The organism is Pseudomonas sp. P1_F1_2, from assembly GCF_056405815.1.
In genome coordinates this window covers 1-25,420 of record NZ_JBFUBK010000016.1, presented here as the reverse complement: position 1 = coordinate 25,420, position 25,420 = coordinate 1, and the positions used below count along the sequence as shown (strand labels likewise).

Genomic DNA, 25,420 nt, shown 5'->3' with positions numbered 1-25,420 from the left:
AAAACGCCTTAGGCGGCTTGGCTTCGTTTCAGTATCTGGATCATTATTTCGATGGGCTGGGCGCCACTGATCACGTCATCTGCGATCTGGATACTCGGCACCGAGCGCACACCGGACGCCTTGGTTTGGGCTTCGAGCTTCAAGACTTCAGCCGTGCCGGCATCGGTGTTGAGAAAGTCGACGATGGCCTCGCGGTCCAGCCCGGTTTCGGCAGCGATGTCGGCCAGCACAGAGAGGTTGCCGATATCCCGCCCCTCGCCGAAGTACGCCTTGAAAATGGCCTTGACTAGCAAGGAAGCGTCTCGACCCACCTGTTGCTCGCGCCATACCAACCGATGCGCGGCCAGGGTGTTGGGCGTTTTTTCGATTCGCTCATAATCGAACTCAAGGCCGACGGCCTTACCGGCGTGAGTGACCTGTGCGTCCATGGCCTGGCTACGCGCCCAGCTGCCGAACTTGCCAGAGCGATAGGCTTTGCGATCCATGCCTCGAACAGGCATGTCCGGGTTCAACTGATAAGGCAGGAAACTGATTGGGCGGTCCGTTGAAAAACCCGAAGCGGCCAGCGCGCGCTCAAGATTTTCCTCACCGATCCAGCACCATGGGCAAATGAAGTCGTAAGTCACCTGAATTTTGGATGCGTGCAAACTCATGACGGTCTCCGTGGTTGAATGTTTCACCCCCTCAAGGTAGGTGCCGGAGCGCCGTCAGAGAATCCACCCGCTGCACAACGTTGCTTTTCGCAAAACGCAACGATGAGCCCATCACGCCTTTGACTGGCTTTGCTACTTGAGTAATTCGGTGAGGAAATCAATGAACGCATTGATACGTTTCGAGCCGCGATGATTGGGCAGGTACAAGGCCGAGATCGCTGAACTGGCGCTGTTCGGATTGACGACAAAAGCGTCGAACAAGGACGTGAATCGACCACTGTCGATGTCATCATTGACCAACCAATCGGGTAACAGCGCCACCCCGCACCCGGCCAGCACCACTTCGCGCAAGACCTCGGTATTGTTGCTCTTGAATTGCCCTTCGACGGGCACGCGCAGCTCTTGGCCCTGCTCTGTAAATGTCCAGAACTGCTGTGGCGCGCCATAGTTGAAGCACATGCACTCGTGTTGCATGAGGTCCATGGGCCGGTCGGGAAATCCACGGGCTTTCAGGTACTCGGCGCTGGCGACTACGCGACGGCGAAAGCTGCCGATGCAGCGGCTGACCACCGTTTCCATAGCCGCTGGAGACCCCATCCGGATCGAGAGATCTATGCGCTCGCCGAGTAAGTCGACGATGTCGTCCGATAGCGTCATATCCAGTACGAGCAGGGGATAGCGCGATAAAAGCGCGCCGATATGAGGGGCAATAAGACGCTGCCCAAACGCCACGGGCACTGAGATACGCAACTGTCCCGCAGGCACTTCACCCCGGTCCGAGACTGACTCGTCGGCGTCAGCCATGGCGCTCAGAATATCCCGGCTTTTCAGGTAGTACACACCACCGGCATCGGTCAACGTGACTTGCCGGGTCGAGCGATTCAGCAGTACGGCCCCCAGGTCATCCTCAAGCCTGTCGATCATTCTGGTCACTGAAGAGGTCGCCAGGTTAAGTTGCCTGGCGGCAGACGAAAAGCCTTTGGAGTCTACTGACTGGATGAATATTTTCAGTGCGAGCAGCTTGTCCATGAAACCCTTCCGTCATTACGTTCCTTGAGTGCGTATCTTTGGACATGGGCGCACCCTGCGCGAGTTAACGGTTGTTAATTCTGCCGCCGTTGCGCCTGGCGCAATGTAGCGTTGCGCCTTGATGGGGTACTCCATCACAAGCGCCCTCTCTAAGCTCACGACATGGAAAATCGCCGTACGCCAATCGCACGCGGTGGATTGAAAAATCTGTCGTTAATTCAGCTCGAGAGGTAAGGCGATGAAGCGCAAGACGATCATCGGTGCCGTTCTGGCAATCGGCGTCGTGGGGTTAGGGTTTGCGTTCTGGATGATGTGGAGGCCGGAAATTGCCACTGTCAGCCAACACCTGAATGCTGATCGCGAGACGCTGGACAGAGGCCGCCGCGTCGTCGAAGCAGGCGACTGTGCGGTCTGTCACACACGGCCAGGGGGCGCCTACATGGCCGGCGGTTTGCCGCTGGTAACGCCCTTCGGAACCCTATTCACCACCAACATCACCCCGGACCCGGAGTCCGGTATCGGTCAGTGGTCGCTGGACGCCTTTAAACGGGCCATGCGTGAAGGCATCGCGCGTGACGGCCACTTTCTCTATCCGGCCTTCCCCTACGTGCATTACCGGAAGATGAGCGATGCCGATATTGCCGACGCCTATGCCTTCTTGATGAGCGTGGACCCGATCAACTACACCGCACCGGAAAATCATATGGTCTTCCCCATGAACTTCCGTCCGCTGGTGTCTTTCTGGAACTTACTGTTCCTGCATGGCGATCCACTGGAACCACTTCCCGACCGATCAGCACAATGGAACCGCGGACGTTATCTGGTAGAGGGCGCGGGACACTGTTCATCGTGCCATTCGCCTCTGAATCTTATTGGCGGGGAGAAAGGCAGCGAACTGTTCAACGGTGGCGTCGTCGACGGCTGGACAGCTCCTGCCCTGCCCGGAATGAGCGAGGCGCAACACCCTTGGAATGAAGCCCAGTTGGTCGCCTATCTGACGGGCGAGGTCGCCGAAGGACATGGCGCAGCGGCGGGCCCGATGTTGCCGGTCAGCCTGAGCATTGCGCAATTGCCGGCGGAAGATGCGCAGGCCATCGCGCAGTACATTCTTGACCTCAAGAAAACTTCATCGGATGCCCCATCGCCGTCCTGCATCTCTGGGGTCAAGCCCAGCGCCAGGGCGCTACTGGGCGCCGCGTTGTTCGACGGCGCCTGCGCGAGTTGCCATGGCAGCGCGGCGCCGATGCGCGTCATTGAATCGCGGCCGGCATTGGCGAACACCTCGGCGGTGATGGCGGACTCGCCACGCAATTTGATCCAGACCATCCTGCAGGGCATCCCGATGTCCAGCGCCGCTTCCAGCCACTACATGCCCGCCTTCGCCCACAACCTGGACGACACCCATGTGGCTGCACTTGCCGAGTACCTGCGCAACGAAAGCTGTGCGAACCGACCCTGGACGGATCTCGACAAGACAATCCAAAGTATTCGGGCTCAGGAGCAGCAACCGTGATCACACTTGACATCAACGGCAAGACTCACGAACTGGACATCGCGGACGACATGCCCCTGCTGTATGCCTTGCGCAACCAGGTAGGGCTCAATGGCGCCAAATACGGCTGCGGCCTGGGTCAATGCGGCGCCTGCACTGTGTTAGTGAACGACAAACCGGTGTTTTCCTGCCTGACGCCGTGCGGCGCGCTGGCGGGCAAATCGGTGCGCACCGTGGAGAGCCTGGGCAGCGCCGACCAACCGGGGCCGTTGCAGAAAGCCTTTATCGACGAACAGGCCGCCCAGTGTGGTTATTGCATCGCGGGAATGATCGTACGGGCACAGGCGCTGTTGGAGGCCAACCCGAAGCCAGACGATGAAACGATCCGCCGCCACATGGCGCCCAACTTGTGCCGCTGCGGCACCCATGTGCGCATCCTGGCCGCGATCAAGTCGGTCGTCACGCAGGGAGGCAAGGTATGAAAAGCCCCACGCAAGCCGTCAATCTGAGCCGCCGCGCCTTCGTGATAAACGGGGCTTTGGTGATGGGGTTCGCGATGCTTCCGGGCATTCCCCGCGCTTTCGCCGACACCGAAGTGGACACCTTGGGAACGGCAATCCTGGCTCCTGATCTGCCCGGCAGCCTGCGGGCCACGCCCTATCTGGACGCCTGGATCCGCATCGATGCGAAAGATGGCATCACCGTCTACACCGGCAAAGTGGAGCTGGGCACCGGTGTCAAAACTGCGCTCCTGCAGATCGCCGCTGAACGCCTTGAAGTGCCACCTGAGCTCATCCGCTTTCTCACCGCCGACACCGCGCTGACACCCAATGAGGGTTACACCGCCGGCAGCCATACCATCGTCGACAGCGGCACTGCGCTTTTCAACGCCGCGGCCCAAGTGCGTCAGTTGTTACTCGAGTCCGCAGCGCGGCAATGGCAGCGCAGCATCGACAGCCTGACTACGCGGGATGCGGTGATCTACGATGCACAAGGCCGCAGCATGACCTACGCACAGGCAGTGGTGGGGGTTCAGCTGCATCGCTTTGYATCGGCCAACTCGCCCTTCAAGCCAGCCAGCAGCTTCACCCTGATCGGCAAATCGTTGCCTCGGCTGGACATCCCGGCCAAAGTCAGCGGCGGCGCGGCCTATGTGCAGGACATGCGCCTGCCCGATATGCTGCACGCCCGTGTGATACGTCCGCCCCGGCGTGGCAGTCAGCTTCTTGAAATTGATGAGGCCGCCCTCAGGAAACTTCCCGGAGTGGTGAAACTGGTCCGCAATGGCAGCTACCTCGCAGTGGTCGCCACCGATGAATGGCTGGCGGTCAAAGCGATGCGCGAGGGCTACGCCAAGGCCCGCTGGACAGAAGGGAACCCGCTACCTGACTCGACACACATCCATCAACTCCTCACCGAATTACCGGCGCGGCGCTACCCGGTGAGTGCCAAGGGTGACCTCCCGCAACCGCTACCGCGAGCTTACAAAGCCCGAGTGACCAAGCAATACTTGATGCACGGCTCCATCGGGCCTTCCTGCGCAGTGGCCTGGTTCAAGGATGGAACATTGACCGTCTGGACCCATACCCAAGGTGTCTACCCTCTGCGCTCGGGTATCGCCGAGATGGTCGGTCTGCCGGTGGCCCAAGTACGTTGCATCCACGCTGAAGGTTCCGGTTGCTATGGCCATAACGGCGCCGATGACGCCGCCGCCGATGCCGCATTGATTGCCATGGCCATTCCCGGCAAGCCGATACGGGTGCAATGGATGCGCGAACAGGAAGCCCTCTGGGAACCTTACAGCTCGGCCATGCTTGCCGAGGTGGAAGCGGGACTGGACGACAGTGGGCGTCTTCGCGACTGGAAATACGAACTCTGGAGTACCCCGCACAACGAACGTATCGTCAATGCCGGGCGCTTGTTGCCGGCGTGGCTGTTGGCCAACCCCTTCACCCCCGCACCCTCAGTCCCGATTGCTCAGCCCGAAGGTGACGGCGACCGCAATGCCGTTCCGTTGTATGAGATACCCAACCTGAAGGTCGATCTGAACTTTGTGCTGACCATGCCATTCAGGACCTCTGCCATGCGTTCGCTCGGTGCCCATATCAACGTGTTCGCCATCGAGAGCACCCTCGATGAACTGGCGGCCACGGCCACCATCGACCCGGTGCAATTTCGCCTGAATCACTTGAGCGATCCGCGAGCACGGGCGGTGGTGGAGCGCGTGGCCGCTGAGTTCCGCTGGCCGCAAAAAGCCACGGGCCCCGGCAGCGGGATCGGCTTCGCCTTTGCCCGCTACAAAAACATCATGGGTTACTGCGCGATCGCCGTGCAGTTGCATGTGCAGCGCCAGACTGGGCAAGTGACGATTGATCGCGTTGTCGCCGCGGTGGATGTGGGGCAAATTGTCAGCCCCGACGGGCTGCTCAATCAGATCCAGGGTGGCATCGTGCAGTCCGCGAGTTGGACGCTCTATGAACGAATCCTCTATGACGCAGGCGGCATGCATAGCTTCGACTGGAGCGGCTATCCGATCATGCGTTTTACGGATATGCCGCACCAGGTCGAGGTCCACATGATTGATCAGCCGGATCAACCATTCCTTGGTGCCGCAGAAATCGTCCAGGGGCCCATGGCCGCAGCATTGGGCAATGCCATCAACGATGCCACCGGCAAGCGCTTGCTCGACCTGCCCCTGGCACGACGTGGCTGGCAGGATGCATTGGGATCATGATCGATCCGGGCGGTATTGACGTTAAGCCCTGTAATGTCTGGCGAGCAGGGCTGACGTCGCCTCCCACAGTTCCTGGCAGGCGGTGACGTTATCCGCTGGAGGCGTAGGCTGTATAGGTTTCGCGTCCTTCACCGAAAAGTAGCCACCCGATGCTGGAGAGAGATCTGAATCGGTAGCCAAGCGGACGATGATGTCCGCACCGCGCTGCGGATCACCGATGCGCAACCCATTTAGAGCCCTGGCCAGCAACGTAGAGAATCCCAGCTCGCGGCCAAGCCCCGTGACGTTGAAGCCTGGGTCCAGACAGTTCACCGCAACGCCGGTGTCTTGAAGCTGACGCGCCAGTTCCTGCGAAAACATGATGTCCATCAGCTTGGTTTTCGAATAGCTCTTCGAAGAGCCAAGGCGCGTGAATGGAGCGGTGTCGAAGATATCTCGTTCCAGATCCAGCCCGCCGCTGCGTCTCGACGCCTCTGAAGCGACAGTGATAATTCGCGAAGGAGCCGACCGAACCAGCGTATCTCGCAAGCCGTTTGTCAGCAGCCAGGGGGCGAGGTAGTTCACCGCGAGCATCTCGGCGTGACCATCAACGGTGACACGCTGCTCAAATGCGTGAATGCCAGCGTTGTTGATCAACACATCAATACGCTCGTATTGCGAAGCGAGTTCAAAGCCGAGCGCCGCAACGGAATCGAGGCTGCTGAAATCCGCGTAATGAACGTCGATACGCGCATCAGGTACAGCCGCATGAATGCGCTCGCAGGTTGCAGCAGCCTTTGTCTTGTCACGCGCAGTCAGAACGAGATGGGCACCTCGCTTGGCCAACTCGATGGCAGCAAGCTGACCAATTCCGCTGGTGGCGCCTGTAAGGACAATGGTGACATTGGTATTCATTGTGGTTTTTCACTGTTCGCGAAGGCATTTAATGGATTAAAGTCCACTATAATCTCGAATGCATATTTGTCCATGAACAAACCGCCGACAGGCTTTCGCAGGCAGAAACGGGAACAGAAGGGAATGGAACCACCAGAAAACAAATCGCTCACTCAGCCCGCTCACGATCGAGAGCTTCTGGTTCTCGCGCTGGGTGAACAGTTCAGTGCGCTGCTGAGTGCCTCGCGTGCCCTGACGGTCGCGACATCAGCCGAATTTCACCCAGAGTTGCCACCGGCAGCGTTCCATATCGCGCACTGGCTACACGCGTTCGGGCCGGCGAAGGTCAGTGGTGTCGCCGAAGCTGTAGCGATGGATCGCAGCGCGACGAGCAGGTTGACGGCAAGGCTCATCCATCTGGGACTGGTGGAGGCGCATCCAGATCCTTCGGATGGTCGAGGCACCCTTTTGAATTTGAGCCATCAAGGCCGGACCAGAATCCGCCAGGCCATTGTTCACWAGGGCGACGTCTTTCGGCAGCGTATCCACGGCTGGAACGATGAGGATCTGGGACAACTGACGCAATTGCTGCGTCGATTCAACGGGCTATCAGCGTGAAGGAATAAAAAAGGCGGTGAAGGATCACTCGCACCGCCCTACCCCAACTAAGGGAAATGTTACTCTTCTACAAAACATGCCGTTGGAAGAGAACGACATGTACACGCAACACTCGTAAAAGTGTTACCTGTCAGTTACAGCGGCCCGTCACACACGACCGGACCACCGGATACATTTTTTGATACTTGGCTATATGCTCTGACTCGGTCTCGATTAAAAAACTAAAACAACGCCAATTGGTAATTTATAATCACGCGATTCTCGTCTTGTTGACGGGCATTAGGGATATTGTTCCGCACCATTGCATTTTTCCACATCACGCCAAAGCCTTTTAACGGGCCCGACTGAACGACATAGGCCAGCGTAATATCTCGTTCCCATTCGCTGGAATTGCTGGAAGCAATAGTATTGATATCATCACCTTTGACATATACAACACCCGCCGTCGCACCTGGCAAGCCCACTTTTGCGAAGTCAAAAGAGTAACGAGCTTGCCATGATTTTTCGCCAGCACGAACGAATTTCTGAACCTGCATCTCCGTAATGGTGTAGGTAGTTGGGCCATCACCCTGATTTAAATACGGGAAGTCACTTTTACCATTGCTGACCTCATAACCTGCACCGAAAGTGTGACCTGCAACGGCATAGGTAAATAACCCACTCAACAGGTTATTGTCGACCTCCCCTTTTAATGTACTACCACCGTAGTAACCCGTCGTGAAATACGCAGGATCATGACCATTCGCACCATCATTTTTGCTGTTGAAGTATCGAACATCACTGGTCAGCACCCCAGGACCGATTGCCCAGTTATGAATGAGGCCAAGGAAGTTCTGCTTATAAAAATCTTTCAGATTGCCGTAATAGTACTGCAAGGTTAGATCTTTAGTCAGCTTATAATCGCCACCGGCGTAGATGAATTTATTACTGAAGCGACCCGTGACCGCATTGTTCGCACCCGCTATGGACATGTTTTCATTGTTGCTGGAGTTACGCCCTTTCACCTCATCAATTTGTCCCCCCACCAAGGTCAGATCTTTGATATCTGCTGATGTAACCTGGGTTCCTTGCCAAGTTTGCGGCAACAATCGTCCGTCATTGCTGAAGATCACCGGCAGTTTCGGGACCAAGGTTCCGAGCTTCAGCTCGGTTTTGGATATTTTTACCTTACCGGTCAACCCCAGGTTGGACACGTCATCAACCGCGTGGTCGCCGTCGCTGGGAAATACTATGCCGCCGTAGTTTGTTCCCGTTGGGTTGCCATGCTTGCCAGCACTTGAATCCAGCCTGACACCCAACATACCTAACGCATCAACACCGAAACCTACGGGACCTGGCGTGTAACCCGATATGAACTCGAGCTGAAAGGCTTGCCCCCACTCCGCTTGATAACTCTGGTTGGCGGCTTTCTGAGCGGGTGTCGCTGAATCTCGGTAATCGCTATTGATATAGAAGTTACGCAGTTTAAGCGCCGCTTTACTGTCATCGATGAAACCCGCCGCGTGGGCTTGCTGCGCCAATACATACATGGCGGCTGCAACAGTCAAAGTACATTTCATTATTTTGCATCCAAGTAGAAATTATTATTTTTGTCTACACTTTTCAGCGACTTTCCAGGCGCAGGCACACCAACGCGCGAGAGCACAATTGAGCGATATTCACAAACTTAAAATTAACTAATAGCGCTGCACTTTCATGCAGCAGACCGACTACGCTCTAACGCAAGGCCCAGCCACCTGAATCAATCAGCCTTTAACTGCGCTTTCCATGTGGCCGGCGTACCCAGTTCAGAATCGACCAACTGATTTTCGAATCGATTGCGCTCATTTATGGCGCTGACCGAGCGATCGGTAATCGAGAACCAAAAGATACCGACAAATGCTACGGCCATGGAAAACAAGGCCGGATATTCATATGGGAACCAGGCTTGCGGATTATGGAGAATTTTGACCCAAACGGTCGGGCTGAGAATGCAAAGCGTAATGGCTGATACCAGCCCCAGCGAACCACCAATTACCGCGCCGCGTGTCGTCAGGCCCTTCCAGTAAATCGACAATAACAGCACAGGGAAATTGGAACTCGCGGCGATGGAGAACGTTAAGCTCACAATGAAGGCAATGTTCTGTTTTTCAAAAGCAATGGCCAATAGAATCGACAACACACCCAACACGATGGTTGTCACGCGAGAGACGCGCATCTCGTCACTGTCGCTGGCGGTGCCCCGGCGCAACGCATGTGCATAGAGGTCATGTGAAACAGCAGACGAGCCTGCAAGGGTGAGGCCCGCCACTACCGCCAATATCGTCGAGAACGACACCGCACACATGAACCCCAGGAAAACGTTACCGCCAACGTTGTGTGCGAGGTGAATCGCAACCATATTAACGCCGCCTAATATGCCACCTGATGCATCGTGATAATCGGGATTGCTGGCAACCAGGGCGATGGTGCCGAAGCCGATAATAACGATCAGGGCATACCCGATGCCAACCAGGCCTGTAGCATAAAGAATACTTTGACGCGCGGCCTTGACGTTTCCGACAGTGAAAAACCGCATGAGAATATGTGGAAGGCCTGCCGTGCCGAAGACTAATGCCAAGCCTAGTGAAATCGCAGACACCGGGTCGGTGATCAAACCACCTGGGCTCATGATTGCGACATGGGAAGGATGCACCTGGGTCGCTTGAGTAAACAGCTGGTTCAGGCTGAATCCGAATTGGGACAGCACCATGAAAGCCATGAACACACAGCCAGTCAGCAGTAATACGGCCTTGATGATCTGAATCCAGGTGGTGGCTAACATCCCACCAAAGAACACATAAATCACCATGAGTGTGCCCACTAGAAGCACCGCCGCGGTGTAATCGAAACCAAACAGCAACTCCACCAGTTTTCCGGCACCTACCAGTTGAGAAACCAGGTAAAGCAACACGATCACAATGGAACTGGAGGCCGAAAATGCTCGTATGGGACGTTGTTTCAGTCGATAGGACAGTACGTCTGCCAGGGTGTAGCGCCCCAGATTTCGCAAGGGCTCCGCAATCAGAAACAGAATGATCGGCCAACTGGCAAGGAAGCCGATCGAGTAAATCAGCCCATCAAAACCACTGGTAAAAACCAACGCGGAGATACCTAGCAAAGACGCTGCGGACATATAGTCGCCCGCGATGGCCCACCCATTCTGAAAGCCGGTAATTTTTCCCCCTGCGGCATAGTGATCCGCGACACTATTGTTTTTGCGTGCCGCCCACCGTGTGACAAACAGAGTAAAAATAACGAACGCCAGAAACATACCGATGGCAATGGGATTATATTTTTGTACGGCGCCAGGGACGTCGGCCGCGTATACCATTACCGAAGCAAGCATGGCGGAAATTGCAATGAGTAGACGCTTCATTTGTTGAAGCTCCTGATAATTGTTTTTATTTTAGGGTCGTAGCAGGTATTAGTGCGCCAGACATAGACTGCGACGAGGAGAATCGTGAAGGCGAGCATTCCAAAACCGATTGGCACGCCCCACGTCATCGGCTGCCCTTCTGTAATAGGCGTACCCAAACGGGCAGGTATAAAGGCCAGAGAAAGAATAAAACCAAAATAGACGACGAGCATTAGCGCCGTCATGCTCCACGAAAATATCCGTCGTTGTTTTACCAAAGCACGAAACTCCGGATTTTCGAGAATCGGGTTTTGAATAGCGACATCAACCTGCTCAGCGGGCATGGTCGGGCCACCGTCCTGCGGATATGCATGTTCCATGGTGATCTCCTGCAAATGGCTTGTGGCTGAATTAAAACTTCACGGGCACGGCGGTCTCTCGCATTACTGCTTCCGGAGTCCGGTAAAACTCCGCCATTTCGCGCTCTTCCTCGCTTTTCAGTTGCGCCTGCATATACGCGCCAAGATGCCTGGCATGCTGAACAATCGATGCCCCGAAACGACAGCGTTGCTCGCTATAGTCCGCTAATGCCTCTTCAACGGATGCATGTCGCTCTAGTGCCTCCACGATTGCCAAAGCGTCACCGGCGGCCTTGGTAACGCCCATCCCGCAATGAGGACGCGCCACAAATGCCGCATCGCCGAGCAATGCAACACGCCCGAAATTCATCTTCGGTACTTCCAGATCGTAAATCGGCTGGAATAACGGCTGAGTCGCTTTCTTGACCACTTCAGCAAACTGCGGGGCCAGTAATGTCTCTGCGGACTTGTACATATTGTCGAGCACATCACGGCGTATCAGCGCCGGAGGAATTCCGCCTTCAAATTGTTTACCGCTTTCATCCCTCAGCAAATCCTTCAAGTCTTCGTCACCGCTGGTGCGGTACCACACAAAGTTGTAACGGCGCTCGCCGACAAGGGTACTGTTGGAATGCCCGGCAACGGGATACCCCAAGATCTGTTCATGCGGGGGCAAACAAAACGCAAATTTATCGAAGAGTGCGGTGTGGGCAACGTCAGACAGAGCACTTTCATCGACTAACCCGCGCCAGGCGATATAACCGGCATATTGCAGGTGCACGTCAGGCAAGAAATGCTGACGAATCGTCGACCGAAATCCATCAGCTGCAATAATGACGTCTGCTTGATGAGTCGTACCATCGGCCAATGTGACGCTTGCATGGGTTTCGGTACTTTCGACCGACACCACACTGCCACCGCAGCGATACAGTGAATCCGGGAATGCAGAGCGAAGCACTGGGTACATCTTCCCCCACGCGGTCAACGTTTGTGGGAGTGCGTTCTCAAGCACGACATCGCCGTCCTGAGCCAAAGTGACGCGCGACAGCACATCGATACCTACAGAGGCGTCGAGAGGGATTCCAGCTGCCGCCATCGCTTCGAACAATTCAGGGTGAGTAACGATCCCAGCACCTCGTCCAGCGAGTTCATCCGGAACACGTTCGAAGACCTCAACGTCCCAACCTTTGCGCAACAGCATATTTGCTGCAAACAGGCCGCCCAGCGAGCCACCCACGACAATGGCGCGGGGCTTGTTCAAGGTATTGATCATGGCTGCTCTCCCGCCGTTGCAGCGACATGGGAGGCGTAAGAAACCACCGCTTGAATCTCGGAGGCCGGGAAATTGAGCTCGATGGTGACTCCTGACGGATCTTCGATGAAGACCTGATGCAGGCCCAGACTCGGCACGGTGCGGTCGCGCCACACAATGCCTTCGGCCTTGAAGACGTTCCAGAACTCCACCAGGCCGGTGACCAAAAAAGCAATGTGATCGACGGTCCCAGTGCCTGTCAGCGGAATTTCCTTATCGCCCAGGTATTTTTTCAAGCCTTCAGGGTTGGAAGGATCAATCCCGATAATGTGAACCGTACCGAAGTCCTTCTCATCCCCTCCCATGTACAACCAAACGCCAGGAAAATCGAATGGCGGCCGGTAGCCAGGAGTAAGACCGAGCACCCTTTCATAAAATCGACTGGACTTTTCCAGGTCGAACGACCGGATCGAGTAATGAGCGAGCTTCACGACTTGCATGGTGCCTCCAACAGTTTTTTGTATTTATTTATCAGTTGATAAACAATACGACCTCACGAAATTGAAGTAAATAGGTGGCGGATCAAATTTTTGAGGACAGGCTTGAGCCACGTCGTGGCGCCGCCAACAGACAAGAGGTTTCAGGCGTTGGGAAAGGGCTTTTCAGAGCAGGATGGTACGTGTCCCCTCTCATTACCTGCTCAGTTGAAGGCTGAAACAGGTGATGAGTGGTCGACAAAAAAGAAGGGCAAACAGGAGATCAAGAGGCGAGAAACAGGGAATCGAAACCGATCAACTCAAGCGAGGCTTTGCACCGAGGTCGTTATCGACTTGCTGAAGCACGTGGGGACTGCCGTTAAGGAACGCATCGACCATTTGCTCGATCAGCGCATCAATGTCCTCAGTCACGGGAAGATCGTAAATCCATTTACGAACGCCAATATAGAAAATGCTGGCGTGCAGACTCCAGATTAATTCGAGCTCTTTTTCATTGATCGTTTCACCTGAAGACACTGCCAATCCGTGAGTGTGACGAATTTCTGCAATAACAGGAATGAAGACCCGTTCACGCAACTTAGCCAGATACCGATCATTGATACCTTCACGTGTTAGCCCGGCGAATACGAAGATACGAATCCACTCTCGGCGCAAAATCACACGAGCGTATGAGGTGTAGAAATGCACCAGGCGCGACTGAAGGGGCTCGGAGCGATCCTTGATCATCGCCTCCCACGAGGAATCCCACTGATACACCTCGTCGTACACGCGGTCTATCAGTGCCTCTTTGCTAGGGAAATATCGATAGAGTAAAGGTTGGGTAATGTCCAGTTGTCGCGCCAGTTCACGGGTACTGCCCGAGAACCCGCACGTCGCAAAATGCTCAATAGCTTTCTGCACGATTAGCTTTTCCCTGACCTCAGGCGAAAGGCGTCGAGTCGTCGCTTTGACGAGGTCTGCTGATTTCGCTGATTTCCCCGTCTCGTTCTCGTCTCTATCTTTTGAGTCTTGCATAACGCCTCGCTGGAGCTTCATTAAGGCATCATACAAAACAAAAGAATGCACTGGCTATGAACCACACCTATTTGGCCAGACGGCTTTCAATATCCTTCTTGAACAACGCAGGTCGGCTTAAATAATGCCCCATGGCCAACACTTCCATTTGGCCATCGATCTCCAGCGCAAATGCAGGAAAGCCGCGCGCATTCAGAGCTTCAAGCATCCCGTTGCTGCGGTCGATGTGGTCCCGCAATGAGTCTGCAGTGATCGCCTCAAAAGTTGCCATAAACGCATCGGACTCAAACCCAAGCTCAGCGGCAATGCTTGCGATTACCCCTCGATCAGCTATAGCTTGTCCTTCTTGGTAGTAAGCAATTTGCAGGCGTTTGAGCATTTCGATGCCGCGTCCTGACAGCTGTTGAGCAGTCAACATCGCTGCAATCGGTGGTGAAGAGTCCAGCTGGACGTTTTCATGTTCCAGCACGCCTTGAACATAGGCGTCTGCGAAAATTTGGTTGCTGAATGCGCTAATCCGAGCTTCGTGAGGACGAACAAAATCGCGCCACTCGCCCGACATCAACTTGCTTTTGTCACCCGAGAGCATGCCCACCCCATGGGCCTGAATTTCCAGGCCTGGAATAGCGGTGGCTGCCATGATCATCGGCGCCGCGCCATAGCACCAGCCACAGAACGGATCGTAGACGTAGTGCAATGTCGCAGTGCTCATTCAGTTCTCCAGGGTCTGCCGTGCTCACACGGCGAAAGGTGTTCGTTACGTAGTGGATCAAACGTTCGAAAACAGCAATGAGGAGATCAGCTCTCGGCTAAGCCTTCAGGCCCAAGCAATTCGCTGATGAAATCGATAAACGCATTGACGCGCTTGGAGCCACGATGATTGGGAAGATACAGCGCAGAAATCGCCGAGCTGGCATCGTTCGGATTGATAACAAAGGGCTCAAACAATGAAGTCAAATCACCGCAATCAACATCGTCGTTGACGAGCCAATCAGGTAACAGAGCCATCCCGCCGCCCGCCAGCGCAACTTCACGCAAAACTTCCGCATTGTTACTTTTGAAGCGGCCCTCAATCGGAACTCGAGTCTCCTCACCTTCCTTTAAGAAAGTCCACACCTGTTGTTTTGGGCCATAACTGAAACGCAGGCACTCGTGCCGCATGAGGTCCATGGGATGCTCAGGAAAACCATGTGCATTCAGGTACTCGGCGCTCGCCACCACCCGGCGTTTGAAATGACCGACGGGACGACTGACGACACCATCCATGGCGGCTGCCGATCCCAATCGGATCGCCAGATCGACGCGTTCCCCCAGTAATTCAACGATGTCGTCGGAGAGCGTCATGTCCAACACAAGTTGAGGGTAACGCTTCAACAGCGAGGCAATATGAGGCGCAATCAGACGACGCCCAAACGCTACGGGCACGGAAATACGAAGATGCCCCGCAGGGAGCTCCCCGCGGTCAGTGACCGAGGCATCCGCTTCGGCGACAGCATTCAGCACCTCCTGCGTTTTGAGGTAGTAGGCGGCCCCGGCATCTGATAATGAGATTTGACGCGTGGATCGATTAAGCAGGACAGCGCCCAGTTCCGCCTCAAGCCCATCGATCATCCGAGTCACAGAAGACGTCGCCAGGCCTAATTGTCGAGCGGCAGCAGAAAAGCCCTTCGAATCCACAGCCTGGACGAACATCTTCAATGCGAGCAGCTTGTCCATGACACTCCTTGCCTCAGCCGTTGTTCATTTAGCGCATTGCGCCAATTCGGGTCCGACGAGAAACCACCGAGAAGACGACTAGAGCGATCAATGACAATGCGCTTCCCGCCGCAGCAATCGCCAGCCACCCGGCGTGTTCATATAACGAACTGGCCACCGAAGAACCCATTGCGCCGCCAATAAAGATACTGATCATGTACAACGCATTCAGGCGACCTCTGTTGGCAGTGCCCAGGGCACAGACGGCTCGCTGGCCCAGCACCATGTTCATTTGCACAGCAAAATCCAGCGCTACACCGGTGACCGCTAACCCAATCACACCGTAAAAGGGATTGATGAAGGCCGGAAGGAAACTCAATACTCCCAGCACCATGGCCAGCTGGGACGCTCGTCGGGTATGCCCTGCATCAGCAAGTCGGCCACTGATAGGCGCGGCAATGGCACCGATGGCGCCAACCAGAGAGAAAATCGCAATCTGACTTTGCGTGAGGCCGAACTCACGACTCAATATCAGCGGCACGGCGGTCCAGAACAAACTGAACGCCGCAAACATCAGCCCTTGATAAAGTGCGCGCTGACGCAGTACGGGCTCGCGGCAAAACAGTTCGCCGAGGGACTTCAGCAATTGACCGTAAGACGCGCGATGGGTCGGCTGCCATTTGGGCATGATCATGCCAATCACGATGGAGATAACGAGCATCAAGGCAGCGGCCCCAATAAATACGGCCCGCCAGCCCAAATGATCGGCAACCAGACTCGACAGCGGACGCGCAAGCAGAATCCCCAGCAGCAAGCCCCCCATAATCCCGCCAACCACCCGGCCGCGAGACTCCTCTGGTGCCAGATGTGCAGCCAATGGGATAAGCATTTGCACGGAGACTGAGCTGAAACCGATGAGCGCCGATAGCACTAGAAATACACTCGGCTGCTTGGATAAACCGGCGGCGATCAGGCTGAAGATCGTAATCACGATCGTCGTGATCATCAGCCGGCGGTTTTCTACCAAGTCCGCCAAGGGCACCAGGAAAAACAATCCGAGCGCATAACCAATCTGGGTCAGCGAAACAATGAAGCTCGCGCTCCCATTCGACATGCCAATATCCGGGGCGATCAAGCTAATAATCGGCTGTGCGTAATAGATGTTGGCCACGATGGCACCACAACAAAAAGCAAACAGAAGCACCAGCCCCTTTGTCATCGATGCTTTTTGTAGCGTCGCTGCTGTATCACTTGTAGAAACGCCCATGCCATAGACTCCTGAGGTTCGACAGCGGTGACTCTCCGTTGAAGATCACTCGCATTCATGTTTGCCAGGCCAACAACATAGGCGGCACTGCACCTCGAGAGAATATGGACAGGACGCAACGTCGCGTTGCGTCGTGCGCAAGATACCCGCGCTCAGTGAACGACCCCACTTGATTCAATGAAGAGGAGTTGATCGAGTCACTCATTGTTGGCCCCTCCTACTTTTGAAATCGATACCTGCCCGCGTGGGGTGAAACCTCCATCTATGGCCGGGCATCGACAAGCGGTTTCCGCTGGGCGTAGACTACTATTGATCAGACGATCATTAAAGACTTTTTTGATAAAACGGAGACCGTAACCTCTCCAAATTCAGCCGTTTCAACCAAAAACACCCCCTACTTCTATGCGGCGCTGAGCCAATTAGCCCGAGGTAAAAATGGGTGGGTCACAATAAAATCTCTTGAGTGAGGCGAAACTCATCGTGACGCTAAATCTTCGTAGCAAAGTCATCCTCCTGGCGATCATCCCCAGCCTTTTACTGGCGGCAATGATCAGCGGCACGACCTTTTGGGTTTTGCAAAAACTGGCATCCGAGGAAGTCGCACAGACGCGTGAGCTCCTGATCAAGGAGCGAAAAACTTCACTAAAGCACTATATGGAAATTGCCCAAGCGTCGATTCAGTCGATATATGAGGCTTCCCACCATGGAGATCTGGAGGCTCGCGATCAGGCCGTCACCATCCTGCGAACGCTGACTTTCGATAAACAAAACTACTTTTACGGCTATGACTCCTCGTTTGTGCGAGTGTTCTCCGCAAACTTGAACACCGATATCGGCAAGAGTTTTGTCGATAGCAAAGATGCCAACGGCGTGTATGTCATTCGCGGGCTGGTTGAAGCAGCCAAGACCGGCACTCATTTTTTTCGCTACGACTGGCAGACGCCCACCAGCCCTAAACCTACGCCCAAACTTGGTTACACCGTGTACCTGGACAAGTGGGACCTGACCGTGGGTACCCAAGTGAACCTGGACGATCTGGAAGTTCAGGTGCAGGCCATTGCCAGTGAGCGTTACGAGCGAATCGGCCAGTACACAGCGTACGTACTTGCCCTTGCCGGTTTCTTGCTGGTACTGGTCGCCTTAGTAGGAGTCTGGCTTGGCAACAGCCTAGTGAAACCTGTACTCGCCATCAAAAAGAACCTGGACGACATTGCCGCTGGAGAGGGCGACCTCACACACCGTTTGCCCGTTTCGAGCCATGATGAGCTGGGCGATTTGGCTCACTCCTTCAACGTATTTGTGGAAAAAATTCATAGCCTCGTGCGACAGATTGCTGAGATGACCGAACAATTGACCGAAATGGTCGAAGATATGTCGGCCCAGGCACAAAGGTCAGAACAGGCCATGGATCGTCAACGCCAGGAGACAGATCAGGTAGCGACAGCCATTCATGAAATGTCCACGGCTGCGCACCAGGTTTCTCTCAGTGCCCAATGTGCTTCACACGCAGCGCGAGAAACCAGCGATGTAGGTGGCCAGGCAAGAGATGTCGTCAACAAGAGCATCGAAAGCATTCATTCGTTGATTGAAGAAATCGGCAAAAGTAGCTCGTCTTTGGACAATCTGAACAACGATGTGCAGTTGATTGCCGGTGTAGTTGACGTCATTCGTTCTATCGCAGAACAAACCAATCTATTGGCTTTGAACGCTGCAATAGAAGCAGCGCGTGCTGGAGAGGCAGGACGTGGATTTGCAGTGGTTGCTGACGAAGTTCGAGCCCTGGCCAGCCGAACGCAAAAGAGCACGCAGGAAATCCATGGGATGATCAGCCTGCTTCAAAAAGGCACTCAAGACGCCATGATCACGATGGCCCGATCGAGCGATTCAGGAAAAACAACGGGGCAACTGGCAAACCAGGCAGGGTTGTCGCTGGATGCCATCAGCCAACTCATTTATACAATTAACGAAATGAACGCGCAGATCGCCAGCGCCTCCGAAGAACAGACTGCCGTCGCCGAGGAAGTAAACCGTAGCATGACTCACATCTCCCAGGCCGCCGACGTGGTCGCCGGGGATGCAAAAAATGGCGCGCAAACCTCTAGAAGTCTTACTGATCTGGGCAATCGACTGGGCCTTTTGGTTGGGCAGTTTCGGATTTAGGTGTGAGCCTTTGTAGATATCTGCGGATCGGAGGCGACTCTCTAAGCAGGCCTAACAGGCAAAAAAAGACTCCGTAACGTTTCGCTACGGAGTCTTTTATTTTGCTAAATACTGTCAATGGAAGACGACCAAGACAGGTACAACAATTATTCAGACAAAAACTTTACGTCCACAATTCTTTTATCCAGGAACGTAACGTCCAGATAATTTACCTTCCCGGCAGAGGCTTTATAGGTCCGATGAATAACAGCGTTTTCCTTTGACTCACTAACTTGTACCAGCTGAGTATCATTGGTAACTTTGTTGAAAGACGCTTCTATCTCTGATACGTGTTTATCGTTAAAAGCCTTGCGTATTTCCGGGCTTAACAATGGATCGCCTTTACCATTCATCAAGGCAATAATTGCCGTTTTTGTCTTTAGAGTCGCAGCCACAGACCCTTCGATTTCTTTTTCAGGCGGCAACAGACTTGGATCAATAATCCCGGCAATGCGTTTAACTATGTAATTGCTACGAGCTGACTCTAGATTCGCCAGAAAACCTATGGAAAGACCATTGTCGAACCTTGCATAGTGCGCATGAAACCCTTGGAACGATCCCCCATGATCAATCAGCCGACGTCCATTCACGATATTGTTGCGCCATCCAAATCCATAACCAGTGATGGGTTGACTGCCGTCGGCCATCAACGGCACTTCCCACTCGGTATCAATCGATTCTTTGGACAATGGTTTGCCTTTTGAAAGACAAGCGTCCCACGCAGCCAAGTCATTGATCGTCAGCAACAGGCTCCCGTCGGCGGTCTGAGCCAGGCTCTGCGAGACCGGCCCCGGGTTTTCCAGCTGTCCATCACTGGAAACGTAGCCTGACGCCCGGTTGGGGATGATAGTTTTCAGCATATTGACTTGCGCCGTTTGCATATCGCACTGGCTGAACAGCCTTTCCCGAAGCAAATCTCCGTAGAATCTTCCGCTCGCACGCTTGATCAGCATTCCCAGCGCGACATAGCCTGAGTTGCTGTAGCGGTACTGAGTTCCCGGTGTGAAATCCAATTTCTTGGACGCAAGAAGACCGATAAGTTGTTCGTCGGTGTAGTCTTGCTTTATATCAATACTGTTGAACTGTTCATAGTCGGGTATGCCAGAACGTTGCTGCATAACCTGGCGAATGGTAATACCATCCCATATGCCTTTGGCTTCAGGAAAATAGGGAGCAATAGGGTCATCAAGCTGAAGCTTGCCGTCTTGTACCAAGAGCATAATGACGGAAGAGGTAAACATTTTCCCGACTGAGCCGGACTGGAAGACAGTCGCCGTCGTTGCAGGCGTTTTGGTCTCCAGATTACTGAACCCGTAAGCAGAGGTATAAAGCGGTTTCCCGTCTTTAAGAATTGTTATGGCTGCCCCCGGAATGCCCTGCTCCTTCATAAGCGCGCTCATAACTGCATCCACATCATGGGCGTTCGAGAACGGCGCGGCATTGCATACAGTTACCCATACTAAACTTGTAAGTAACAAACCTTTTGAGAGTACAGATGTACGATTTTTAGAATTCTTATCCATTGTAAATCTCCAGAAAATTTCTAACGGCTAATCATTTCTGTGGTCGGTCGATGCTAATTGTTCGGTATGAGTTTTGAGATTCTCCTTTAAGCAAGAAAACTACGTGGGTCCTGGATGACTTTTCACAAAACGCACCAATAAGTCTATTATGGACAAAAATGTCCAACCCATCAAGCCTTCGAGGCGTATTTTCCGAGGCAGTATTTGAGTCCCAATGGGTCTGACATGCTCGACCTCCGACGATTGCGCTCCTTCGTGGCCGTCGCCGAAAGCGTGCACATTTCTCCGTCGCCCTGAGCCGGCAGATCGCCCAGCTCGAAGAACGCCTGGGCCTGACCCTGTTCGAACGCAGCCAGCAACGCATCTGCCTGACCCGCGACGGCCAGACCTTCCTCGCCGAAACCCGCGCCCTGCTGACCCACGCCAATCGCCTGGAATCCCTGGGCAAACGCCTGGGTCGTGGTGAAGAAGTCGGCTTGTGCATCAGGCACATCCAAAAAGCCATGCACGCAGGCGTTCTGTCTAATGCCCTGCGGGCGCAACGGGCCGACGCCAGCGGCGTATGAAAAATCGGCGATGTGCCGCTGGCCTCGGCATCCGGCTGAAGCGCCATCATCAGGGCATGGGCATCGAAAATTCCGGTGGACGGCGACCAGAGCGCAGCGACACAGGACACTGCCGGTTCAAGTTGCCGCACCTGTCCGGCGTCCAGCCATTGCAAGTCATCGACGCCATTGCGCCGATTCTGTTCCAGCAATGCCCGCAAGGCCACGCACAGAGTGTCATCGGTGACGACACTCACCTGCCCTCCGCTCATTCACGCCAGACCCCGTYCCCGATAATCGATCAGGCTGGAAAAAATCGCCAGCAACGCGGCCATGACCACGAAGAAGATCAGCACCAGGAAGTACGAAYCGGTGAACTGCACGATCAGGCCGATCAGGATCGGCACGATCACCCCGGCCATGTTGCCGCAGAAATTCATGGTGCCGGCCAGAATGCCGGTTTTTGACGTGCCGCCGAGGATCGACGGGATGCACCAGTACATGCCGCACCAGCGAATGAAAAACATCGCCACGCAGAGCAAGCCAATCGCTCGGCTCGCCTCGGTCGTGTAGGCCACCGCCAACATGCACAGGGCCGCGACCAGCGCCGAGCCGCTGAACATGCTGCGCATCACCAGGTTGGGCGAGGCGCCGCTGGATTTCCATTTATCGCCCAGATAACCGCCCACCAGTTCGCCGACGAAACCGCACATGAAGATCAGAAACGTCGCGCCGCCCATGCTCGAAATGTTCAAACCGTGGGTCTGGTGCAGGTAGCTCGGCATCCAGGTCAGCAAGCCGTAGAACACGCTGAGGATGCAACAGTAACCGGCGAACATCGCCAGCACCGAGCGGTCCTTGAGCAGTTCTTTCAGGGCAATGCTGGTCACCGCGCCGGGTTGGCTGGTCGGGCGATTGCCCTCGGTGATGTGCGCCAGTTCGGCCGCGTTGACGCCGGGGTGTTCGCTGGGGTGGTTGCGGATGTACTTCCAGGCCAGCACGCCGGCGAGCATGGTGCCGATGCCGGCGATAACGAAGGCGATGCGCCAGGAGTCGAACCAGCCGATCAGGCCGGCAATGATGATTGCGCCAAACGCACTGCCCAGCGGCGCGCCGCCGTCCACCAGCACCGCGCCGCGTCCCCGTTCGTTGGGGGTCAACCAGGCGCCGTTGAGTTTGGCCCCGGCGGGCATGATCGGCGATTCGGCGATGCCCAGGCCCATGCGCGTGATCAGCAGCACAATCCAGTTGTGCGCGCCGGCGGCCAGGGCCTGGAACGCGCCCCAGGCGACGGTGGCGATCACGATCACGCGGCGGGTCTGGAAGCGATCCAGCAGCATGCCACCGGGAATCTGCATCAAGGCGTAGGACCAGAAAAACGCGCTGAGCATCAAGCCTTCCAGCGCCGGCGGGATCTGGAATTCGCTGGAAATCAGCGGCAACGCCACGGACAGCGAAGCGCGGTCGATGTAGTTGATCGCGGTCAGCAGCAACATGATCAGGAAGATTCGCCAGCGCACGCTGGTGGGACGCTCGATGGCGGCCAGGGGAAGTGTTTCGGCACTCGGATTATTCATGAGGGGCGCTCTTTCTTGTTGTGGATGCACGCGGCCCAATGCCAGTAGCCATGGTCTGAATCCTGCAGTTCCCTACGGAAGCGACGTGTGGCATTGGGCAAGCCGTCCCACTCTAATCACGCACCCGACGGCTGAATAATGAGGGGATCTGATTGGGGGATCACTGAACGTCATCCCCCGGCAGATCAGAACGTTCCGGGGTAGCTGCCGCCGTCCAGCAGCAGGTTTTGCCCGGTGAGGAACCCGGCCTGGGCGCTGCAAATGAAGGCGCAATAGGCGCCGAATTCATCGGGCTGGCCGAAGCGCTGGGCCGGCACGTGTTTGCGCCGTTGTTCGCTGACGGCTTCAACGCTGGTGCCGTTGGCGTCGGCGGCAGCGCTCAGGGTTTTCTTCAAGCGCTCGGTTTCGAATGGCCCCGGCAGCAAGTTGTTGATCGTCACGTTGTTGCCCGCCAGCCGCGACTGGCGCGCGAGCCCGGCGATAAAACCGGTGAGGCCACTGCGCGCGCCGTTGGACAGGCCCAGCACGTCGATGGGTGCCTTCACCGCACCGGACGTAATGTTGACGACACGCCCGAAGCCGCGCTCGGCCATGCCATCGACACAGGCCTTGATCAGCTCGATGGGCGTGAGCATGTTGGCGTCCAGCGCTTTCAGCCAGTCTTCGCGCTGCCAGTCGCGGAAATCACCCGGTGGCGGGCCGCCGGCATTGTTGACCAGAATGTCGACCTGCGGACACGCCGCCAGCACCAGTTCACGCGGCTCGCTTCACTGATGTCGCCAATCACCGTGCGCACTTCGACACCCAAGGTGCGCAGTTCCGTGGCGGCGACCGCCAAGGCCTCTTCGCCGCGAGCGTTGATCACCAGGTTCACGCCCTCCTTCGCCAAGGCTCGCGCACAGGCCAAACCCAAGCCTTTGCTGGCGGCGCAGACGATGGCCCAGCGGCCTGATATTCCTAAATCCATGACGATGCTCCTGACCGTTGAAAAATCCTACGTTACCACTGCCACCCGAAGTGTCAGGGGATGACAAAGAGTGATCCCCGGATCAGACCTTTTCATTATCAGCCGCCCGCCTCGCTAATTACTGTCTCCCGACCAATAAGAAACCGGAGACACCCATGAACCCGTTCCAGTTTTATTTCCCCACGACCTTGAAGAGCGGCAACGGCCTGGTGCGTCAGGCCGGTGCATTGCTCAAGCCGCACGTTCGAAAAAAACTGCTGGTGGTCACCGATGAAGGGTTGATGGCGTCGGGCGTGATGGAAGGCTTCTTCGCCTCGCTGGCCGCGAGTGAGATCAGCTACGAAGTGTTCACGGGCGTCGAACCCAACCCCACCACCGACGTGCTGCAGCGCGCCGTCACCTTCCTGAAAAGCCACGACTGCGATTCGGTGATCGGCGTCGGTGGTGGCAGCAGCATCGACACCGCCAAAGGCGTGGCGGCCATGGCCACCAACCCCGGCAACATCCTCGACTACGAAGGCTACGACAAACTGCTGCACCCACCGCTGCCGATTTTCGCCATCCCCACTACCTCCGGCACTGGCAGCGAATGCACGGCGTCCACGGTGTTCACCAACACCAAGACACTGTTCAAAACGGTGATCATCAGCCCGGCGCTGTTTCCGAAACTGGCGATTCTCGATGCCGAACTGACCCTCAAGTTGCCGCCGTCCATCACCGCCGCCACGGGCATGGACGCCTTGACCCACGCCATCGAATCCTACGTGTCGAAACAGGCCAACCCGGTGAGCCAGGCCCTGGCTCTGCAAGCGATCAAGATGATTTGCACGCACCTGCCCAAGGCGTTTTTCACCGGTTCGGATTTGCATGCGCGGGAACAGATGCTGCTCGCCTCGTTCCTGGCCGGCGTGGCGTTCGCCCAGTCGAAACTCGGCAACGTGCATGCGATCTCCCACACCTTCGGCGGCGTGTTCAACATCCCCCACGGCATCGCCAACGCGACGCTGCTGCCCTACGTCATCGAATACAACCTGGCGGCCTGCCCGGAGCTGTTTCGCGAGATCGCCATCGCCATGGGCCAAGACGTCGATGGCCTGAGCCCCGCCAATGCCGGGCGCAAAGTGGTGGAGCACGTGATGGCGCTGAACAAAGCCATCGGCATTCCGGCCAACATCAAGGACCTGGGCGTGGACCTGGACTACATGCCGCAAATGGTCAGCGACTCGATGCGCAGCGGCAACGTGCTGGTCAACCCACGCCTGACCACCGCCGCCGACATCGAACGGATCATCACCCACGCCTTCCACGGCACTCATTGCTGAGAGACAAACCCATGTTTTACGAAATGCGCACCTACACGATTCAGATCGGAAAAATGCAGACCTACCTCAAGCACTTCGAAGAGAACGGCCTGCCGGTGATCTCCCGCTACGCCACGCTGGTGGGCTGGTGGTACACGGAAATCGGCGAGTTGAACCAGGTGATCCATATCTGGGCCTACCCGAGCCTTGATGAGCGGATCAAGAAACGTGCGGCGCTGTATCAGGATGCGGATTGGCTGGAAGGCTTTGTGCCCATCGCCTTCCCGATGCTGGAAAAAATGGAATCGAAACTGCTGATCGCCGCGGATTTCTCACCGATCAAATAACCCCAGACGCCACCGTTCCCCTGCAGGAGCGAGGCTTGCCCGCGAAGGCGGCGTGTCAGCAACAAGCGAGGCTTGCCCGCGAAGGCGGCGTGTCAGCAACAA

Annotated in this window: 21 protein-coding genes and 4 pseudogenes; 9 read left to right on the top strand and 16 right to left on the bottom strand. The window is 55.7% G+C overall.

What is annotated here, in order from left to right:
- Nucleotides 1–8 precede the first annotated feature (8 nt).
- On the bottom strand, nucleotides 9–653 hold the full coding sequence (locus tag AC1D2P_RS07150; protein WP_477757360.1) for a DsbA family oxidoreductase: 645 nt from the start codon (nucleotides 651–653) through the stop codon (nucleotides 9–11).
- 132 nt (nucleotides 654–785) lie between these two features.
- Nucleotides 786–1,682 (bottom strand): LysR family transcriptional regulator, encoded by an 897-nt coding sequence (locus AC1D2P_RS07145; RefSeq protein WP_477757359.1) that lies wholly within the window; start codon nucleotides 1,680–1,682, stop codon nucleotides 786–788.
- A gap of 238 nt (nucleotides 1,683–1,920) precedes the next feature.
- Here AC1D2P_RS07145 and AC1D2P_RS07140 point away from each other — a divergent pair, with 238 nt between their 5' ends.
- From AC1D2P_RS07140 to AC1D2P_RS07130, 3 genes are read left to right on the top strand one after another with little or no spacing between them, the layout of a single operon-like run.
- Nucleotides 1,921–3,195, top strand: a complete 1,275-nt coding sequence (locus AC1D2P_RS07140) for a c-type cytochrome (protein WP_477757358.1) — start codon at nucleotides 1,921–1,923, stop codon at nucleotides 3,193–3,195.
- Nucleotides 3,192–3,656, top strand: coding sequence for a (2Fe-2S)-binding protein (locus AC1D2P_RS07135; protein ID WP_477757357.1), 465 nt, complete (start codon nucleotides 3,192–3,194; stop codon nucleotides 3,654–3,656). Before AC1D2P_RS07140 ends, AC1D2P_RS07135 begins: the two co-directional genes overlap by 4 nt.
- On the top strand, nucleotides 3,653–5,908 hold the full coding sequence (locus AC1D2P_RS07130; RefSeq protein WP_477811363.1) for a xanthine dehydrogenase family protein molybdopterin-binding subunit: 2,256 nt from the start codon (nucleotides 3,653–3,655) through the stop codon (nucleotides 5,906–5,908). Before AC1D2P_RS07135 ends, AC1D2P_RS07130 begins: the two co-directional genes overlap by 4 nt.
- Nucleotides 5,909–5,929: 21 nt before the next feature.
- Here AC1D2P_RS07130 and AC1D2P_RS07125 read toward each other — a convergent pair whose 3' ends face one another.
- A complete protein-coding gene (locus AC1D2P_RS07125; protein WP_477757355.1) occupies nucleotides 5,930–6,802 on the bottom strand; it encodes an SDR family NAD(P)-dependent oxidoreductase in 873 nt (290 codons plus the stop codon).
- A 123-nt stretch (nucleotides 6,803–6,925) separates the two neighbouring features.
- On the opposite strand from AC1D2P_RS07125, the gene AC1D2P_RS07120 reads away from it, so the two are divergent.
- Nucleotides 6,926–7,399, top strand: a complete 474-nt coding sequence (locus AC1D2P_RS07120; RefSeq protein ID WP_477811362.1) for a MarR family winged helix-turn-helix transcriptional regulator — start codon at nucleotides 6,926–6,928, stop codon at nucleotides 7,397–7,399.
- A 221-nt stretch (nucleotides 7,400–7,620) separates the two neighbouring features.
- On the opposite strand, the gene AC1D2P_RS07115 is transcribed toward AC1D2P_RS07120, so the two are convergent.
- The 9 genes from AC1D2P_RS07115 to AC1D2P_RS07075 all read right to left on the bottom strand — a co-directional run bounded on the left by AC1D2P_RS07115 (nucleotide 7,621) and on the right by AC1D2P_RS07075 (nucleotide 16,859).
- Nucleotides 7,621–8,961 (bottom strand): OprD family porin, encoded by a 1,341-nt coding sequence (locus AC1D2P_RS07115; protein WP_477811367.1) that lies wholly within the window; start codon nucleotides 8,959–8,961, stop codon nucleotides 7,621–7,623.
- Between the two features lie 179 nt (nucleotides 8,962–9,140).
- On the bottom strand, nucleotides 9,141–10,796 hold the full coding sequence (locus tag AC1D2P_RS07110; protein ID WP_477757353.1) for a cation acetate symporter: 1,656 nt from the start codon (nucleotides 10,794–10,796) through the stop codon (nucleotides 9,141–9,143).
- Nucleotides 10,793–11,155, bottom strand: coding sequence for a DUF485 domain-containing protein (locus AC1D2P_RS07105; protein ID WP_477757352.1), 363 nt, complete (start codon nucleotides 11,153–11,155; stop codon nucleotides 10,793–10,795). The genes AC1D2P_RS07110 and AC1D2P_RS07105 overlap by 4 nt, the downstream gene beginning before the upstream one ends.
- A 31-nt stretch (nucleotides 11,156–11,186) precedes the next feature.
- Nucleotides 11,187–12,407 (bottom strand): FAD binding domain-containing protein, encoded by a 1,221-nt coding sequence (locus tag AC1D2P_RS07100; protein WP_477811361.1) that lies wholly within the window; start codon nucleotides 12,405–12,407, stop codon nucleotides 11,187–11,189.
- The gene (locus AC1D2P_RS07095) at nucleotides 12,404–12,886 is read right to left on the bottom strand and encodes a VOC family protein (RefSeq protein WP_477757350.1); all 483 of its coding nucleotides are present in this window, start codon (nucleotides 12,884–12,886) and stop codon (nucleotides 12,404–12,406) included. Before AC1D2P_RS07095 ends, AC1D2P_RS07100 begins: the two co-directional genes overlap by 4 nt.
- A 291-nt stretch (nucleotides 12,887–13,177) precedes the next feature.
- Complete coding sequence (locus AC1D2P_RS07090) at nucleotides 13,178–13,897, bottom strand: TetR/AcrR family transcriptional regulator (RefSeq protein ID WP_477757349.1); 720 nt, start codon at nucleotides 13,895–13,897, stop codon at nucleotides 13,178–13,180.
- A gap of 67 nt (nucleotides 13,898–13,964) precedes the next feature.
- Entirely contained in the window at nucleotides 13,965–14,609 is a 645-nt protein-coding gene (locus tag AC1D2P_RS07085; protein WP_477757348.1) for a DsbA family protein, read from the bottom strand.
- Nucleotides 14,610–14,695: 86 nt separating this feature from the next.
- Entirely contained in the window at nucleotides 14,696–15,613 is a 918-nt protein-coding gene (locus tag AC1D2P_RS07080; RefSeq protein WP_477757347.1) for a LysR family transcriptional regulator, read from the bottom strand.
- Between the two features lie 28 nt (nucleotides 15,614–15,641).
- Nucleotides 15,642–16,859, bottom strand: coding sequence for an MFS transporter (locus AC1D2P_RS07075; RefSeq protein ID WP_477757346.1), 1,218 nt, complete (start codon nucleotides 16,857–16,859; stop codon nucleotides 15,642–15,644).
- 546 nt (nucleotides 16,860–17,405) lie between these two features.
- Here AC1D2P_RS07075 and AC1D2P_RS07070 point away from each other — a divergent pair.
- Both AC1D2P_RS07070 and AC1D2P_RS07065 read left to right on the top strand, forming a co-directional pair.
- Nucleotides 17,406–18,161 (top strand): annotated as a pseudogene (locus AC1D2P_RS07070) (cache domain-containing protein); the annotation flags it as partial.
- Between the two features lie 36 nt (nucleotides 18,162–18,197).
- On the top strand, nucleotides 18,198–19,019 hold the full coding sequence (locus AC1D2P_RS07065) for a methyl-accepting chemotaxis protein (protein WP_477757400.1): 822 nt from the start codon (nucleotides 18,198–18,200) through the stop codon (nucleotides 19,017–19,019).
- A gap of 146 nt (nucleotides 19,020–19,165) precedes the next feature.
- Here the strand turns inward: AC1D2P_RS07065 and AC1D2P_RS07060 are convergent, their stop codons facing one another.
- Nucleotides 19,166–20,581: a serine hydrolase domain-containing protein gene (locus AC1D2P_RS07060; protein WP_477757345.1), complete on the bottom strand. Its 1,416-nt coding sequence runs from the start codon at nucleotides 20,579–20,581 to the stop codon at nucleotides 19,166–19,168.
- 225 nt (nucleotides 20,582–20,806) lie between these two features.
- On the opposite strand from AC1D2P_RS07060, the pseudogene AC1D2P_RS07055 reads away from it, so the two are divergent.
- Nucleotides 20,807–21,144: pseudogene (locus tag AC1D2P_RS07055) on the top strand (LysR family transcriptional regulator); the annotation flags it as partial.
- On the opposite strand, the pseudogene AC1D2P_RS07050 reads toward AC1D2P_RS07055, so the two are convergent.
- The 3 genes and pseudogenes from AC1D2P_RS07050 to AC1D2P_RS07040 form a co-directional block, all read right to left on the bottom strand.
- Nucleotides 21,116–21,389: pseudogene (locus AC1D2P_RS07050) on the bottom strand (FAD-dependent oxidoreductase); the annotation flags it as partial. The pseudogenes AC1D2P_RS07055 and AC1D2P_RS07050 sit on opposite strands and share 29 nt — an antisense overlap.
- 9 nt (nucleotides 21,390–21,398) lie before the next feature.
- Nucleotides 21,399–22,703 (bottom strand): MFS transporter, encoded by a 1,305-nt coding sequence (locus AC1D2P_RS07045; RefSeq protein ID WP_477811360.1) that lies wholly within the window; start codon nucleotides 22,701–22,703, stop codon nucleotides 21,399–21,401.
- A 185-nt stretch (nucleotides 22,704–22,888) separates the two neighbouring features.
- A pseudogene (locus AC1D2P_RS07040) lies at nucleotides 22,889–23,670 on the bottom strand (SDR family oxidoreductase).
- Between the two features lie 155 nt (nucleotides 23,671–23,825).
- Between AC1D2P_RS07040 and AC1D2P_RS07035 the strand changes: the two are divergent.
- Nucleotides 23,826–24,992, top strand: coding sequence for an iron-containing alcohol dehydrogenase (locus AC1D2P_RS07035; protein WP_477757343.1), 1,167 nt, complete (start codon nucleotides 23,826–23,828; stop codon nucleotides 24,990–24,992).
- Between the two features lie 11 nt (nucleotides 24,993–25,003).
- Nucleotides 25,004–25,318 carry an NIPSNAP family protein gene (locus AC1D2P_RS07030; RefSeq protein WP_123408765.1) on the top strand — a complete coding sequence of 105 codons (315 nt, stop codon included), beginning with the start codon at nucleotides 25,004–25,006 and terminating at the stop codon, nucleotides 25,316–25,318.
- Nucleotides 25,319–25,420: the final 102 nt, after the last annotated feature.

Excerpts from the sequence above, each read along its gene's own strand:
- AC1D2P_RS07075 (WP_477757346.1), bottom strand. The coding sequence starts at position 16,859 with ATGGGCGTTTCTACAAGTGATACAGCAGCGACGCTACAAAAAGCATCG.
- AC1D2P_RS07080 (WP_477757347.1), bottom strand. The coding sequence starts at position 15,613 with ATGGACAAGCTGCTCGCATTGAAGATGTTCGTCCAGGCTGTGGATTCG.
- AC1D2P_RS07090 (WP_477757349.1), bottom strand. The coding sequence starts at position 13,897 with ATGCAAGACTCAAAAGATAGAGACGAGAACGAGACGGGGAAATCAGCG.
- AC1D2P_RS07125 (WP_477757355.1), bottom strand. The coding sequence starts at position 6,802 with ATGAATACCAATGTCACCATTGTCCTTACAGGCGCCACCAGCGGAATT.
- AC1D2P_RS07150 (WP_477757360.1), bottom strand. The coding sequence starts at position 653 with ATGAGTTTGCACGCATCCAAAATTCAGGTGACTTACGACTTCATTTGC.
- AC1D2P_RS07100 (WP_477811361.1), bottom strand. The coding sequence starts at position 12,407 with ATGATCAATACCTTGAACAAGCCCCGCGCCATTGTCGTGGGTGGCTCG.
- AC1D2P_RS07030 (WP_123408765.1), top strand. The coding sequence starts at position 25,004 with ATGTTTTACGAAATGCGCACCTACACGATTCAGATCGGAAAAATGCAG.
- AC1D2P_RS07035 (WP_477757343.1), top strand. The coding sequence starts at position 23,826 with ATGAACCCGTTCCAGTTTTATTTCCCCACGACCTTGAAGAGCGGCAAC.
- AC1D2P_RS07060 (WP_477757345.1), bottom strand. The coding sequence starts at position 20,581 with ATGGATAAGAATTCTAAAAATCGTACATCTGTACTCTCAAAAGGTTTG.
- AC1D2P_RS07065 (WP_477757400.1), top strand. The coding sequence starts at position 18,198 with ATGACCGAACAATTGACCGAAATGGTCGAAGATATGTCGGCCCAGGCA.
- AC1D2P_RS07140 (WP_477757358.1), top strand. The coding sequence starts at position 1,921 with ATGAAGCGCAAGACGATCATCGGTGCCGTTCTGGCAATCGGCGTCGTG.
- AC1D2P_RS07145 (WP_477757359.1), bottom strand. The coding sequence starts at position 1,682 with ATGGACAAGCTGCTCGCACTGAAAATATTCATCCAGTCAGTAGACTCC.
- AC1D2P_RS07105 (WP_477757352.1), bottom strand. The coding sequence starts at position 11,155 with ATGGAACATGCATATCCGCAGGACGGTGGCCCGACCATGCCCGCTGAG.
- AC1D2P_RS07110 (WP_477757353.1), bottom strand. The coding sequence starts at position 10,796 with ATGAAGCGTCTACTCATTGCAATTTCCGCCATGCTTGCTTCGGTAATG.
- AC1D2P_RS07095 (WP_477757350.1), bottom strand. The coding sequence starts at position 12,886 with ATGCAAGTCGTGAAGCTCGCTCATTACTCGATCCGGTCGTTCGACCTG.
- AC1D2P_RS07085 (WP_477757348.1), bottom strand. The coding sequence starts at position 14,609 with ATGAGCACTGCGACATTGCACTACGTCTACGATCCGTTCTGTGGCTGG.